The sequence below is a fragment of the Streptomyces avidinii genome, assembly GCF_045161815.1.
Classification (GTDB): Bacteria; Actinomycetota; Actinomycetes; order Streptomycetales; family Streptomycetaceae; genus Streptomyces; species Streptomyces avidinii.
On sequence record NZ_CP108863.1, the window covers coordinates 3,915,130 to 3,929,104 of the forward strand.

13 protein-coding genes are annotated in these 13,975 nt (G+C 71.9%); 3 read left to right on the forward strand and 10 right to left on the reverse strand.

Going from position 1 to position 13,975, the window contains the following annotated elements:
• Positions 1 to 100: 100 nt before the first annotated feature.
• The 10 genes from OG373_RS17220 to OG373_RS17265 are packed head-to-tail and all read right to left on the reverse strand — an operon-like array spanning position 101 to position 9,871.
• Positions 101 to 1,633, reverse strand: coding sequence for an NADH-quinone oxidoreductase subunit N (locus OG373_RS17220; RefSeq protein ID WP_405439124.1), 1,533 nt, complete (start codon positions 1,631 to 1,633; stop codon positions 101 to 103).
• Positions 1,630 to 3,183, reverse strand: a complete 1,554-nt coding sequence (locus OG373_RS17225) for a NuoM family protein (protein ID WP_405444090.1) — start codon at positions 3,181 to 3,183, stop codon at positions 1,630 to 1,632. The genes OG373_RS17220 and OG373_RS17225 overlap by 4 nt, the downstream gene beginning before the upstream one ends.
• Positions 3,184 to 3,221: 38 nt before the next feature.
• Positions 3,222 to 5,243: an NADH-quinone oxidoreductase subunit L gene (locus tag OG373_RS17230; protein WP_405439125.1), complete on the reverse strand. Its 2,022-nt coding sequence runs from the start codon at positions 5,241 to 5,243 to the stop codon at positions 3,222 to 3,224.
• Positions 5,240 to 5,587, reverse strand: a complete 348-nt coding sequence (gene nuoK, locus OG373_RS17235) for an NADH-quinone oxidoreductase subunit NuoK (protein WP_030726044.1) — start codon at positions 5,585 to 5,587, stop codon at positions 5,240 to 5,242. Before nuoK ends, OG373_RS17230 begins: the two co-directional genes overlap by 4 nt.
• A complete protein-coding gene (locus OG373_RS17240) occupies positions 5,587 to 6,174 on the reverse strand; it encodes an NADH-quinone oxidoreductase subunit J (protein WP_397734797.1) in 588 nt (195 codons plus the stop codon). Before OG373_RS17240 ends, nuoK begins: the two co-directional genes overlap by 1 nt.
• The gene (locus tag OG373_RS17245) at positions 6,171 to 6,779 is read right to left on the reverse strand and encodes a NuoI/complex I 23 kDa subunit family protein (RefSeq protein ID WP_405439126.1); all 609 of its coding nucleotides are present in this window, start codon (positions 6,777 to 6,779) and stop codon (positions 6,171 to 6,173) included. Before OG373_RS17245 ends, OG373_RS17240 begins: the two co-directional genes overlap by 4 nt.
• Positions 6,779 to 7,747 carry an NADH-quinone oxidoreductase subunit H gene (locus tag OG373_RS17250; RefSeq protein WP_405439127.1) on the reverse strand — a complete coding sequence of 323 codons (969 nt, stop codon included), beginning with the start codon at positions 7,745 to 7,747 and terminating at the stop codon, positions 6,779 to 6,781. Before OG373_RS17250 ends, OG373_RS17245 begins: the two co-directional genes overlap by 1 nt.
• Positions 7,744 to 8,883, reverse strand: coding sequence for an NADH-quinone oxidoreductase subunit C (locus OG373_RS17255; RefSeq protein ID WP_405439128.1), 1,140 nt, complete (start codon positions 8,881 to 8,883; stop codon positions 7,744 to 7,746). Before OG373_RS17255 ends, OG373_RS17250 begins: the two co-directional genes overlap by 4 nt.
• The gene (locus OG373_RS17260; RefSeq protein ID WP_397734806.1) at positions 8,880 to 9,473 is read right to left on the reverse strand and encodes an NADH-quinone oxidoreductase subunit B; all 594 of its coding nucleotides are present in this window, start codon (positions 9,471 to 9,473) and stop codon (positions 8,880 to 8,882) included. The genes OG373_RS17255 and OG373_RS17260 overlap by 4 nt, the downstream gene beginning before the upstream one ends.
• Positions 9,464 to 9,871, reverse strand: a complete 408-nt coding sequence (locus tag OG373_RS17265) for an NADH-quinone oxidoreductase subunit A (protein WP_069921479.1) — start codon at positions 9,869 to 9,871, stop codon at positions 9,464 to 9,466. The genes OG373_RS17260 and OG373_RS17265 overlap by 10 nt, the downstream gene beginning before the upstream one ends.
• A 147-nt stretch (positions 9,872 to 10,018) precedes the next feature.
• Between OG373_RS17265 and OG373_RS17270 the strand changes: the two genes are divergently transcribed.
• The 3 genes from OG373_RS17270 to OG373_RS17280 all read left to right on the forward strand — a co-directional run bounded on the left by OG373_RS17270 (position 10,019) and on the right by OG373_RS17280 (position 13,851).
• On the forward strand, positions 10,019 to 11,197 hold the full coding sequence (locus tag OG373_RS17270) for a sensor histidine kinase (RefSeq protein WP_405439129.1): 1,179 nt from the start codon (positions 10,019 to 10,021) through the stop codon (positions 11,195 to 11,197).
• 417 nt (positions 11,198 to 11,614) lie between these two features.
• Entirely contained in the window at positions 11,615 to 12,907 is a 1,293-nt protein-coding gene (locus OG373_RS17275) for a sensor histidine kinase (RefSeq protein WP_405439130.1), read from the forward strand.
• A gap of 284 nt (positions 12,908 to 13,191) precedes the next feature.
• Positions 13,192 to 13,851 carry a response regulator transcription factor gene (locus OG373_RS17280; RefSeq protein ID WP_052874820.1) on the forward strand — a complete coding sequence of 220 codons (660 nt, stop codon included), beginning with the start codon at positions 13,192 to 13,194 and terminating at the stop codon, positions 13,849 to 13,851.
• The last annotated feature ends 124 nt before the right edge of the window (positions 13,852 to 13,975 follow it).

The window sequence follows — 13,975 nt, forward strand, 5'->3', positions numbered from 1 at the left end:
GGTTCCCAGGGCGCGGCGGGGCGGCCGCCTCCCGCGGCCCCTTGCCGGGGGGGCGGCGGGGCCGCGGCGGGCGTTACTCCGTACGGGTTAACCGTGCCGGTTACTGCGCGAAGAGGCTGCCCGTCGTGACGCGCAGGATGATTTCCGGGGCGCCGGAGAGGACGACCGCCGTGATCGCGGTGAGGACGACGGCGACCGTCACCGGCCAGGGGGCCCGCGTAGGGGTCTGCGCGCCCTCGGGGGTGCGGAAGAGCAGTGCCGTCCAGCGCAAGTAGTAGTACAGGGCGATGACGACGTTGATCGCCATGACCACGGCCAGCCACCCCAGGCCCGCGTCGACGGCGGACCGGAAAACGGTGACCTTGGCGAAGAGCCCGATGATGCCCGGCGGCAGACCCGCCAGGCAGAGCAGGAAGAAGGCCAGCGAGAGGGCGGCCAGCGGGCGCTCGGCGTACAGGCCGCGGTAGTCGCTGATCCGGTTCAGCGGCTTCGTACGGGCCACCAGGGCGGCCACGGAGAAGGCGCCGAGGTTCACGGCGGCGTACATGAGGGCGTAGGCGACGGTGGAGCCGATCTGGTCGCGGTCGGAGTACGCGGCCGCGGCGATCGGGACCAGCAGGTAGCCGGCCTGGCCGACCGAGGACCAGGCGAGCAGCCGTACGGCGCTGTTCGGCCGGTCCGCGGACTGCCGGACCGCGGCGGCGTTGCCGAGCGTCATGGTCAGCGCGGCCAGCACGGCGAGGGCCGGGCCCCAGATGTCGGAGTACGCCGGGAAGGCGATCACCGTGACGAGGATGAGGCCGGTGAAACCGACGGCCTTGCCGATCACCGAGAGGTAGCCGGCGATGGGCAGCGGGGCGCCGACGTAGGTGTCGGGGACCCAGAAGTGGAAGGGGACGGCCGCGGTCTTGAAGGCGAAGCCGACGAGGGTGAGCGCGACACCCGCCATGGCGAGGGTGTCGAGCTGCCCGGGAACGTCTTCGAGGCGGTCGGCGACCTGGGTGAGGTGCAGGGAGCCGGTGGTGGCGTAGACGAAGCTGACGCCCATCAGCGACACGGCGGTGGCGGTGACGGAGGACAGGAAGAACTTCAGGGCGGCCTCGGAGGAGAGCCGGTCGCCGCGGCGCATGCCGACGAGGGCGAAGGCGGGCAGCGAGGCGACTTCGAGCGCGACGATCAGGGTGGCGAGGTCGCGGGAGGCCGGCAGCAGGGCAGCGCCCGCGGCGGAGGAGAGCAGCAGGAACCAGTACTCGCCGGCCGGCATGCGGGAGTCCCGGACGGCGGTGACCGACACCAGGGCGGTGACCAGGGCTCCGGCCAGGACCAGGAACTGGATGGCGATCGTGAAGCGGTCGGCGACGTAGCTGCAGGCCGCCGGGTCGCCGGTGAGGCAGAAGGTGGCGCGGTCACCGGCGCGCAGGGGCAGCAGGGTGGCGGTCGCGACGGCCAGGCCGGCCACCGAGATCCAGCCGAGGACCGGCTTGTGGCGCTCCGCGAGGAACAGGTCGGCGACGAGGACGACCAGGCCGACGGCGGCGGTGATCACCACGGGTGCGATGGCGAGCCAGTCGACGGACTGGACCAGGCTCGGGGCCTCGGCGGAGAGGACCGTCAGGGCCGTCATGGCCGTCATGAATTGCCTCCTGCGAGGAGCTTCTGGACGGCCGGGTCGGTGAGGCCGAGGAGGACCGCGGGCCACAGGCCGGCGAGGACGGTGAGGGCGACGAGCGGGGTCCAGGCGGCGAACTCGTAGTGCTGGACGTCCGCGACGGCGAGCTCGGGACCGGCTTTCGGATCTCCCATGCAGACGCGCCGTACGACGATCAGGAGGTAGGCGGCGGTGAGCAGGGTGCCGAACGCTCCGATGGTCATGTACGTGAGGAACGCGGGGCGCGAGAGGCCCTCGGCGGGCTCGAAGGCGCCGAAGAGGGCCAGCATCTCGCCCCAGAAGCCGGCGAGGCCCGGCAGGCCCAGGGAGGCGACGGCGGCGAAGGCGAGGAGCGCGCCGAAGCGGGGGGCGCGGCCGTAGAGGGCGGCGCCGGTGGCTCCGGCGAGGGTGTCGAGGTCGGCGGTGCCGTAGCGGTCCTTGAGGGCGCCGACCAGGAAGAAGAGGAGGCCGGTGATCAGGCCGTGGGCGATGTTGGCGAAGAGCGCGCCGTTGACGCCGGTGGGGGTCATGCTCGCGATGCCGAGGAGGACGAAGCCCATGTGGCCGACGGAGGAGTAGGCGATGAGGCGCTTGAGGTCGCCCTTGTTCCCCTTGCGGGCCAGCGCGAGGCAGGCGAGCGATCCGTAGACGATGCCGACGGCGGCGAAGGCGCCGAGGTAGGGGGCGAAGGTGGCCATGCCGTCGGGGGTGATGGGCAGCAGGATGCGGACGAACCCGTACGTGCCCATCTTGAGCAGGACGCCGGCCAGCAGGACGGATCCGACCGTGGGCGCCGCGGTGTGGGCGTCCGGCAGCCAGCTGTGCAGGGGCCACATCGGGGTCTTCACGGCGAGGCCGAGACCGATGGAGAGGACGGCCAGGAGCTGGGTGGTGCGGGACAGTTCGCGGCCGTTGTCAGAGGCCAGTGTCACCATGTCGAAAGTGCCGCTGCTCAGTCCGATCAGCAGCAGACCGAGCAGCATGACGACGGAGCCGAGGAGCGTGTAGAGGATGAACTTCCAGGCGGCGGCCTGCCGCTGAGCACCGCCCCAGCGGGCGATGAGGAAGTACATCGGGATGAGGACCATCTCGAAGGCGAGGAAGAAGAGCAGCAGGTCGAGGACGGCGAAGGTGGCGAGGGTGCCGGACTCCAGGACCAGGAGCAGCGCGACGAAGGCCTTCGGGGAGGGGCCCACGGGGAGCTTGAAGTAGCTGTAGAGCGCGCAGAGGAAGAACAGCAGCGCGGTCATCAGGAGGAGGGGGAGCGAGATGCCGTCGACGCCGAGGTGGATCCGGACGTTCAGCGCCTGGATCCAGCTGATGTCCGTCGTCGCCTGGAAGCGGGACGGGGCGTCGTGGTCGAAGCCCAGGGTGAGGGCGATGGCCGCGGCGAGGATCACGCCGGTCACGGTCACTCCGTGGCGGAGCACGGCCTGTTCGGGGCTCTTGCCCTTGAGGCCGGGCGGGGCCGGCAGGAGCGCCGCGGCGGAACCGAGGAGCGGTGCGACCACGATGAACGCCAGAAGGAACTGCATCACGGACGGGCTGATATCAATCACGGCTGACTCACGGCTCACGATCCGGCGTTGACGTTGGCGAGGACGGCGGTGGCGATCGCCAGGACCACGGCGCCGGCGAGCAGGGCGCTCAGGTAGCTCTGCACGTTGCCGGTCTGGGCGCGGCGGACGAGGCCGCCGAGCAGCCGGGTGCCGGTGCCCGCGCCGTGGACGTACGTGTCCACGACCTCGCGGTCGAGGAAGCGGACGAGACTCGCGGCGGCCCGGACGGGCCGGACGAAGAGCCGGTCGTAGACGGCGTCGAGGTGGAAACCGTCGGCCGCGTGGCGGTGCAGCGGGCCGAGGAACGCCTGGCCGGGGTCGGCGGCGGGGCCGGCCGGGACGGCGGGGTGATCGTGGGTCACCTCGGCCACCTCGGGGGCTTCCGCGGCGGATTCGGCGGCGGCGACAGCGGCGGGCTCCCCGGCTGCGGCTGCGGCCCGGGGGCCGGCGGCGGTCGCGAGGGCGGCCTTCGCGGAGGCCCGCTGCCACAGGGCGTAGGTCAGCATCGCGCCGATGGCCGCAGCGCCCGTGCCGAGGACCGAGGTGACCAGGGTGGGGGTGAGCTCCCCGCCGTCGAACCAGCCGGCGATGGGGCCCGCCGCGAGGCCGAAGCCGACCGACGGGATCGCCAGCAGCCACAGCACGCCGGTCATGGCGAGGGGTTCCTTGCCGTGGTCGGGGGCGGCCGCGCCCCGGCCGCGGAAGGCCATCAGCCACAGCCGGGTGGCGTAGGCGGCGGTGAGCAGGGCGGTCAGCAGACCGGCGACGAGTACGAGCCAGCCGGCGGCGCTGGGTGCGAATTCCGAGTGGCCGGTGGCGGTGTGCTCGGCGGCGACGAGGACGGCTTCCTTGGAGAAGAAGCCGGCGAAGGGCGGGACGGCGGCGAGCGCGAGCAGCGCGATCGTCATCGTCCAGAAGGCGTCGGGGATGCGCTGGGCCAGGCCGCCCATCCGGGACATGGCGCCGAGGGAGTTCGTACCGGCGGCGTGGATGATCACGCCGGCGCCGAGGAAGAGGAGCGCCTTGAAGGCGCCGTGGGACAGGAGGTGGAAGACGGCGGCGCCGCGGTCGCCGACGGCCAGGGCGCCGACCATGTAGCCGAGCTGGCCGACCGTGGAGTAGGCGAGCACTCGCTTGATGTCGTCCTGGGCGATGGCGGCCAGGCCGGAACCGACCATCGTGACGGCCGCCATCACGGCCATGACCACCAGCGCGGCGCTGGAGGCCGCGAAGACGGGCAGGAGACGGGCGATGAAGTAGACACCGGCGGCGACCATCGTCGCGGCGTGGATCAGCGCCGACACCGGGGTGGGGCCCGCCATGGCGTCGGGGAGCCAGGTGTGCAGGGGGAACTGCGCGGACTTGCCCGCGACTCCGGCGAGCAGGAGCAGCGCGATCAGGGTCGGGTGGTCGAGTCCGCCCGCGGCGACGGTGCCCAGGATCTTCGTGATCTGGAAGGAGCCGGCGTCGGTGGCGAGCGCGAACAGGCCGATCAGGAAGGGGACGTCACCGAGCTTGGTGACGAGGAAGGCCTTCAGGGAGGCGGAGCGGGCCGCTTCGGTCTCCCAGTAGTGGCCGACCAGGAAGTACGAGCAGATGCCCATGATCTCCCAGCCGACCAGCAGCACCATCAGGTCGCCGGAGTAGACGACGAGCAGCATGGCGGAGGTGAACAGTGAGACGAGCGCGGCATACGAGGGGTAGCGCGGGTCCTCACGGAGGTACGCCGTCGAGTAGACCTGTACGCAGGTGGCGACCACGCCGACCAGGACGGCGACCAGTGCGGCGAAGCCGTCGATGTAGAGCGAGAGGTCGATCGGCACCGAGCCGGTCGGGGTCAGCTCGGTCGCGGTGCTGATCGCCGGACCGCCGCCCTGGCGGACGGCGACGATGACGGCCAGTACGGCGGCGGCGAGCGTCGGCAGGATCGCGAGCGGCCGGACGAAGCCGGGGGCGGTGCGGCCGAGCAGCAGTCCCGCCACCGCGCCCAGGAAGGGCAGCAGCGGGACGAGGACGGCGAGGGTCGTGGTGCTCACGCGGTGACCTCGCTCTGGTTGTTCGCGGCGGGCTCGTGGCCCTCGGCGGTGTCGCGCAGCCGGTCGACGTCGGAGGTGCCCCGGTTGCGGTACACCATCAGCACGATCGCGAGGCCGATGCCGATCTCGGCGGCGGCGATCGCGATGGTGAAGAGGGTGAGGGCCTGGCCGGCGTGCAGGGCGTCGCGCAGCCAGACGTCGAAGGCCACCAGGTTCAGGTTGACGGCGTTGAGCATCAGCTCGACGGACATCAGGACCAGGATGGCGTTGCGGCGGGCGAGTACTCCGTACAGGCCCGTGCAGAAGAGGAGCGCCGCGAGTACGGCGGGGTAGGCGAGGTGCATCAGCGCTGCCCCTTGTCGCTGGCGTCGGCGGGGTCGTTCCTGCGGGACAGCACGATGGCGCCGATCAGGGCCGCGAGGAGGAGGACGGAGAGCGCCTCGAAGGGCAACACCCAGTGCTGGAAGAGGATCTCGCCGGAGACCTTCGTGGAGCCCTGGACCGGTCCGTCGAGGTCGATCCAGGTGGTGCGGAAGGCGTCGACGACCACCCAGACGAGCGACACGGCAGCGACGACGGCGACGCCGAGCGCGATCCAGCGGTTGCCGGAGTCCGCGTCCGGGGAGCGGCCGATGGGGGCCTTGGTGAGCATCAGTCCGAAGAGGAGGAGGACGACCACGGAGCCGAGGTAGATGAGGACCTGGACCCAGGCGATGAACTCGGCGGTCAGCAGCAGGTACTCGACGGCGATGCCGCCGAGCGCGACGACCAGCCACAGGGCTGCGTGCACCAGCTGCTTGGTGGTGACCGTGACGAGGGCCGCGCCGAGGGTGGCGAGTCCGACGAGGACGAAGGCGATCTCGACGCCGGTCGGGGAGAGGAAGCCGGGCCCGGTGGTGGCGGCTGCGGCCAGGGTGGCGGTGGGGCTCACGCGTCTCCCTCCGGGGTCGGCTCGGTCGGCGGTTCGGTCGGCGGCTGGGTCTCGGCCGCCCGGGCGGCGGCAGCCGCCGCGGCGGCTGCGGCTTCGGCCTTCTCCACTGCCTTGCGGGCGGCGGCGATCTCCTTGGGTTCCTCGGCGGCCGGGTCCAGCGCGGGCGGCGCCGGGACGGTCCACATCCACTCGCGGAGCTTGTCGCGCTCGTGGGTCAGCTCGTGGATGTCGGTCTCCGCGTACTCGAACTCCGGCGACCAGAAGAGGGCGTCGAAGGGGCACACCTCGATGCAGATACCGCAGTACATGCAGAGGGAGAAGTCGATGGCGAAGCGGTCGAGGACGTTGCGGCTGCGCTCGCGGCCACCGGGGGTGGACGCCGGGACCGTCTCCTTGTGGGAGTCGATGTAGATGCACCAGTCGGGGCACTCACGGGCGCAGAGCATGCAGACGGTGCAGTTCTCCTCGAACAGACCGATGACTCCGCGGGAGCGGGGCGGGAGTTCGGGCTGGACCTCGGGGTACTGCGCCGTGTGCGAGCGCTTCGTCATCGTGCGCAGCGTGACGGCCAGGCCCTTGGCCAGGCCGGATCCGGGGATGGGCATTACTGGATCGCCACCTTCACGATGCCGGTGAGCGCGATCTGGGCGAGCGCGAGCGGGATGAGTGTGGTCCAGGCGAGCTTCTGGAGCTGGTCCTCGCGCAGGCGCGGGTAGCTCACGCGGAGCCAGATCACGACGAAGGCGAGGATCGCGGTCTTGAGCAGGGTCCAGACCCAGCCGATGTCGTCGGTACCGAAGGGTCCGTGCCAGCCGCCGAGGAAGAGGACGGTGGTGAGGAAGCAGAGGACGACGATGCCGGCGTACTCGGCGAGCAGGAACAGCGCGAAGCGCAGGCCGGTGTACTCGGTGTACGCGCCGAAGATGATCTCGGAGTCGGCGACCGGCATGTCGAAGGGGGGCCGCTGCAGTTCGGCGAGGCCGGCGGTGAAGAAGACGAGCGCGCCGACGATCTGCCAGGGCAGCCACCACCACTGGAAGCTCTCGACGATTCCGGGGAGGGAGACCGTCCCGGCCGCCATGGCCACCGAGGCGGCGGCGAGCAGCATGGGGAGCTCGTAGGCGAGCAGCTGGGCGGCGGTGCGCAGGCCGCCAAGCAGGGAGAACTTGTTCGCGGAGGCCCAGCCGGCCATCAGGGAGCCGAGGACTCCGACGCCCATGACGGCCAGTACGAAGAACAGACCCGCGTCGATGAGCTGGCCGACGGCACCCTCGCCCGGGCCGATCGGGATGGCCAGGAGGACGAGGAGGTACGGCAGCAGGGCGACGGCGGGGGCGAGCTGGAAGATCCGGCGGTCGGCGCCCGCCGGGACGATGTCCTCCTTCTGCGCGAACTTCACGCCGTCGGCGACGAGCTGGGCCCAGCCGTGGAAGCCGCCGGCGTACATGGGGCCGAGGCGGCCCTGCATGTGGGCCATCACCTTGTGCTCGGTCTGCCCGACGATGAGCGGGAGCACGAGGAAGACGGCGAAGACGACGATCAGCCGCAGGGCGACGTCGAGGACGTCGTTCACGCGTCGCCTCCGTTGTCGGGGGTGGGGTCGGTCTTGGGGGTGGTCCGGGGTTCGGACTCCGGGGCGGCGTCCCGCCTCGCCGGGGCAGGCGGTGCCGCCGGTTCCGCCGGTTCCGCCGGTTCCGCCTCCGGCGAGGTCTGCCGGTCCGCCTCCGGCGGGGTCGGCGGCTCCTCGAAGGCGGGCTTCGGGTCGTGCCAGGGGGCGTCCGAGCTGCGCGGCGCCTGCTTCGGTGCGTCGGCCGGGGGTGACTGGCTCGCCGAGCCCTCCGACACCGAACGGGTACGGCGCGGCGGGCGGGGCGCGGCCTCCCCGGTCGCCTCCGTGGCCGCTTCGGCCGGGGGTGACTGGCTCGCCGAGCCCTCCGACACCGAACGGGTACGGCGCGGCGGGCGGGGCGCGGCTTCTTCGGTCGCCGCCTCCGCCGGGGCCTGGGTGGCCGAGCCTTCGGTGACCGAGCGGGTACGGCGCACGGGTGCGCCCTCGCGCGGGGTGCGTGCGGCGGCGCCCGCGGCGCCGGCCGCGCGCGGGGTACGGGCCGGGCGGGCGGGGGCCGGCGGGAGCTGGCCCTTCATCGGGCCCCAGTCGTTGGGGTCCGGAACGCCCGGCGGAAGCATCTGACGGCGCCTGGGCGCGTCCGGGTCGTGCGCCTCGCCCGGCTCCTTGGCTCCGGGCCAGGCCTTGGCGACGCGCGCGGCGAGGACGAAGTCCTTGCGCAGCGGGTGTCCCTCGAAGTTCTCCGGGAGGAGGAGGGGGACGAGGTTCGGGTGGTCGGTGAAGGTCACCCCGAACATCTCGAAGGTCTCCCGCTCGTGCCATTCCGCGCCCGCGTAGACGGCGACCGCGGACGGCAGGGAGGCGGCGCTGTGCGGAACGGTCGTGCGCAGCAGCAGCCGGCGCACCCGGTGGTTCTCCAGGGACACGACGTGCGCGCAGATCCGGAAGCCGGTGCCGGGCTCGTCCACCGCGCTCAGCCAGTCGAAGTACGTGCAGCCGAGCTTGTCCCGGGCGATTTCGAGGGCGGAGATCCAGCTGCCGACGGGCACGTCCACGGTGAGGACGTCGTACGAGAACTCGGCGACGGCCTCGGCGCCGAAGACCGTCGCCGCCGCGTCGGGGAGGGAGTCGTAGAGGTTCACGCGCCGGCCCCCGGGGTGGGTGCGGGCGGCGGGGTGACCAGGCCGCTCGTCAGCTGCGACACCGACGGCCCGGTCGCGTACCGCTCCGCCAGCGATTCGCGGGCGATCTTCTCCTGGAGCTTGAGGATGCCCTGGAGGAGCGCCTCGGGACGCGGCGGGCAGCCCGGCACGTAGACGTCGACCGGGATGATCTGGTCGACGCCCTTGGTCACCGAGTACGAGTCCCAGTAGGGGCCACCGCAGTTGGAGCAGGCGCCGAAGGAGATGACGTACTTCGGCTCCGGCATCTGCTCGTAGAGCCGCTTCACGGCCGGGGCCATCTTGTCCGTGACGGTGCCCGAGACGATCATGAGGTCGGCCTGGCGCGGCCCCGGCGCGAAGGGGATCACGCCGAGCCGGATGAAGTCGTGCCGGGCCATGGACGCGGCGATGAACTCGATCGCGCAGCAGGCCAGGCCGAAGTTGAAGACCCACAGGCTGTACCGGCGGCCCCAGTTCAGGACCACCTTCATCGGTTCCGGGGCCAGGCGGGAGAGGACTCCCAGGCGCTTGGGCTCCGGGAGCAGCTCCGGCTGAGGTGTCACGTCCATTCGAGGACGCCCTTCTTGTACGCATAGAGCAGGCCGACGGCCAGGAAGCCCAGGAAGATGAACATCTCCACCAGCGTCGTGGCGCCGTAACCGGCGGCGGCGAACACCGTCGCCCACGGGAACAGGAAGATCGAGTCGACGGCGAAGATGACGTAGAGGAACGCGTAGACGTAGTAGCGGACCTGGGTGTGCGCCCAGCCCTCGCCGACCGGGTCCACTCCGCATTCGTAGGTCAGCAGCTTCTCGGGGGTCGGCACGACGGGCCGCAGCAGGCGGCCCGCTCCGAAGGCGACGGCCACGAAGAGCACACCGAGGAGGGCCAGCAGACCGACGACCGAATAGCTCCGGAAGTAGTCCGCCGCGAGCACGGTTACGGTCGATACCGTTGGTTCGGGCACGTCCGTTCCTCGCTCCTCGGTCACTGTCGACGATCTGGTACGGACGGGAGTCTAGGGCCTGCCTCACACAGGGTGGGGTTATCCCCCGTTCACAGCACCCCGGCCACCCCATGGCATCAGCGGGTCGCACTTGACAGGCTGTGGCGCATGACCCTGAGCCATGCCATCCCCGACAACGATCGTCCTGCCCCCGTACGCGCTGTTTTCAGCGCGGTGACGTGGAAGGAGATCGCCTATCTGCTGAGCAACCTGCCGCTGGCGGTCGTCGGTTTCGTTTACGCGGTTGTCATGGTTTCCACTGCGGGCGGTCTTTCCGTGACCGCGATCGGAATTCCGCTGCTCGCGTGCGGTCTGAATCTGTCCCGTCATCTGGGACGGCTGGATCGGGCCCGCGCCCGCGGCCTGCTGGGCGTGCGGGTGGACGAGCCGACCCCGATCCCCGGTCCGAAGCGGGCCGGCGGATTCTTCCCCTGGCTGTGGACGAGCATCAAGGATCCGGTCGGCTGGCGGACGGTGCTGTACCAGCTGATCCGGCTGCCGTGGGGAGTACTCACCTTCACGGTAGCGCTGACCGGCCTGTTCGTGCTGTGGCCGGTGCTGCCTTACCTGGTGCGGCTGATGGCCAACGTGGACCGGGCGATGGTACGGGGCCTGCTGTCGCCCTCCGACGACCTGGAGCGGCGGATCGCGGAGCTGGAGTCGGACCGGGGCGTGGTGGTCGACACGGCGGCGGCCGACCTGCGGCGCATCGAGCGGGACCTGCACGACGGGGCGCAGGCCCGGCTGGTGGCGCTGGCGATGGGGCTGGGCCTGGCCAAGGAGAAGCTGCTGGAGGACCCGGAGGGCGCGGCGGCGATGGTCGACGAGGCGCACGGGGAAGTGAAGCTGGCACTCCAGGAGCTACGGGACCTCGCGCGGGGGATCCACCCGGCGGTGCTGACGGACCGGGGGCTGGACGCGGCGCTGTCGTCGGTGGCGGCGCGGTGCGTGGTGCCGGTGAAGGTGGCGGTGGACCTGCCGGGGGCGCGGCCGGCGGAGGCGATCGAGGGGATCGCGTACTTCGTGGTGTCCGAGCTGCTGCAGAACGTGAGCAAGCACGCGGGGCCGGGGGCGCGGGGCGCGACGGTGGAGGTGTGGCGGACGGGGGTTCGGCTGATGCTGCGGGTGTCCGACGACGGGCGGGGCGGGGCGAGTGCGTCCGGGGGGAGCGGGTTGGCGGGGCTGGCGGAGCGGTTGGGGGCGGTGGACGGGGTGCTGGTGGTGGACTCGCCCGCCGGGGCGGGGACCGTGGTCACGGCCGAGCTGCCGTGGCGGGACCGGGGGTAGGCCCCCCGGGCCCCCTTGTTGTGTGGGTGAGCGGGACTCCCGTCCGGGTGGGCGGGGGTCCCGTTCGCGTGTCGCGTGCGGGTCCGGTTCGCGTGCCGGGCGCGGCGCCGTTTCCCGGGGCTGCGCCGTGCGCCTCGCCGGCGGGGCTGCAGGCCGGGTCCCGTACGGACTCCACTGCGGCGCCGTTTACCAGGGCTCCGCCCCGGACCCCGCGCCTCAAACGCCGGCGAGGCTGGATTTGGCGGCACCGCCGCCTCGAACGCCGGCGAGGCTGGATTTTGGTGGCGCCGCCTCGAACGCCGGCGGGGTGGGTGGGGTTAACCCCCCGGTGGAGAGGCCTACTCGCCGCATGGTTGTGGGGTGGGCGGGGCGGCAGGGTGGAGGGGTATCGGCGGCTTGGAAGGGTGGGTCGGAATCATGGGCAACGGCAAGGGCGGGGTCGGGGCGGTACTGCGGGCTCCGGTCGAGGGGCGGACCTGGCGGGAGTTCGGGTACCTGCTGATCGGGCTGCCGCTGAGCACGCTGTACTTCTCGCTCGCCATCACCGGTGTGAGCCTCGGCGCGGGGCTGCTCGTGACCTTCCTCGGCGTTCCGGTGCTCGCCGGCGTGCTCGCCATGTGCCGCGGGTTCGGGCACCTGGAGCGGGCCCGGGTGCGCGTGCTGCTCGGGACCGCCATCGCCGCGCCGGCGCCGATCCGGGCCGGGAAGGCCGGGCCGCTCGCAGCCATGGGGGCGCTGCTCAAGAGCGGGAGCGCCTGGCGTCACGTGCTGTACTCGGTGATCCACTTCCCGTGGGCGGTGTTCTCCTTCTGCCTGTCCCTGGTGCTGTGGGCGTGCGGCTGGGCGTACCTGCTGTACCCGCTCTGGTTCTGGGTGTTCCCGGCCTACACCGACCAGCCCGGTCTGCAGCTCTTCCAGAACGACGACTACACCTTCTATCTCGACTCGCCCGCCGAGATCGCCCTCGCCGCCCTGGTCGGGCTGGCGATCACCCTCGCCACCCCCTGGGTGATCCGGGCCCTGACCACCGTCGACCGGGTGATGGTCGGCGGGCTGCTCGGGGCGTCCGGCCTGGCCGACCGGGTCAGCGAGCTGGAGTCCGACCGCGGGGTGGTCGTGGACACCGCCGCCGCCGACCTGCGGCGCATCGAGCGGGACCTGCACGACGGGGCGCAGGCCCGGCTGGTGGCGCTGGCGATGGACCTGGGGCTGGCGAAGGAGAAGCTGACCGAGGACCCGCGCGCCGCCGCCCACATGGTGGACGAGGCGCACGGCGAGGTGAAGATCGCCCTCCAGGAGCTGCGCGACCTGGCGCGCGGGATCCATCCGGCCGTACTGACCGACCGCGGGCTGGACGCGGCGCTGTCGTCGGTGGCGGCGCGGTGCGCGGTGCCCGTACGGGTGGCCGTGGATCTGCCGGCCCGGCCCGCGGCGGCGATCGAGGGGATCGCCTACTTCACGGTGTCGGAGCTGCTGCAGAACATCAGCAAGCATTCCCGGGCCCGGTCGGCCTCGGTGGACGTGTGGAGGTCCGGGGAGCGGCTGCTGATCCAGGTCGCCGACGACGGCCTGGGCGGGGCCGGGCCGTCGGAGGGGACGGGGCTGGCCGGGCTGACCGAGCGGCTGGACGCCGTGGACGGGGTGCTGGTCGTCGACTCCCCCGCCGGGGGCGGGACGACGGTCACGGCCGAGCTGCCCTGGCGGGCGTAGGGCCTCGCCCGACGATCACCGGGTAAGGGCCGGGCCGGGTGGCCCGGCCCTTCCGCGATCCCTTCCCCTCGTCCCCCCCGTCCCCCGTCCCCCGTCCCCTCGCAACTCCCGCCGCGCGCAGCACCCGTCTTCGGTATGCGACCTTCCGGTACTCGAAAACTCCCCCCGTACGCCGACGCGTTGTCCCGGCTCTGCCTTCACCGGGACTTAAGGCTGGGATGCTTGGCTGAGTCGGGTAGTGCGGGACCAAGTGGATGCGGAGCTGCTGAGTCGTGGAAGACAAGGTGCGGGTGGTCATCGCCGAGGATTCAGTGCTGCTGCGTGAGGGCCTGACCCGGTTGCTGACCGACCGGGGGCATGACGTCGTGGCGGGCGTCGGGGACGCGGAAGCCCTGCTCAAGACAGTGGCGGACCTGGCGGCGGAGGGCGCGCTGCCGGATGTGGTGGTAGCGGACGTGCGGATGCCGCCGACCCACACCGACGAGGGCGTACGGGCGGCCGTCCGGCTGCGCCGCGACTACCCCGGGATAGGTGTGCTCGTGCTGTCCCAGTACGTGGAGGAGCAGTACGCCACCGAACTGCTGGCCGGTTCCAGTACCGGAGTGGGGTACCTGCTCAAGGACCGGGTGGCCGAGGTGCGGGAGTTCCTGGACGCGGTGGTGCGGGTGGCCCGGGGCGGTACGGCCCTGGACCCCGAGGTCGTCGCCCAGCTGCTCGGCCGCAGCCGCAAGCAGGACGTGCTGGCGGGCCTGACCCCGCGCGAGCGGGAGGTGCTCGGGCTGATGGCCGAGGGCCGGACGAATTCCGCCGTGGCGAAACAGCTCGTCGTCAGTGACGGTGCGGTGGAAAAGCACGTCAGCAACATCTTCATGAAATTGGGCCTGTCGCCGAGTGACGGGGATCACCGGCGAGTACTGGCCGTTCTCACCTATCTGAAATCTTGATCGACTGACACTCTGTCAGATACGGCATACCGGCAGGGCCGTCTCGAGGGGCGGTCCTACGGTCCAGAATGTGGCCGCTCCTGGGGGCCTTGATCCCTACCGTCGTAGGGTGGGTCCCGGGGGG

Coding starts and splice junctions, on each gene's coding strand:
- OG373_RS17245 (WP_405439126.1), bottom strand. CDS start 6,779: ATGCCCATCCCCGGATCCGGCCTGGCCAAGGGCCTGGCCGTCACGCTG.
- OG373_RS17220 (WP_405439124.1), bottom strand. CDS start 1,633: ATGACGGCCATGACGGCCCTGACGGTCCTCTCCGCCGAGGCCCCGAGC.
- OG373_RS17260 (WP_397734806.1), bottom strand. CDS start 9,473: ATGGACGTGACACCTCAGCCGGAGCTGCTCCCGGAGCCCAAGCGCCTG.
- OG373_RS17275 (WP_405439130.1), top strand. CDS start 11,615: ATGGGCAACGGCAAGGGCGGGGTCGGGGCGGTACTGCGGGCTCCGGTC.
- OG373_RS17225 (WP_405444090.1), bottom strand. CDS start 3,183: ATGCAGTTCCTTCTGGCGTTCATCGTGGTCGCACCGCTCCTCGGTTCC.
- OG373_RS17270 (WP_405439129.1), top strand. CDS start 10,019: ATGACCCTGAGCCATGCCATCCCCGACAACGATCGTCCTGCCCCCGTA.
- nuoK (WP_030726044.1), bottom strand. CDS start 5,587: ATGCACCTCGCCTACCCCGCCGTACTCGCGGCGCTCCTCTTCTGCACG.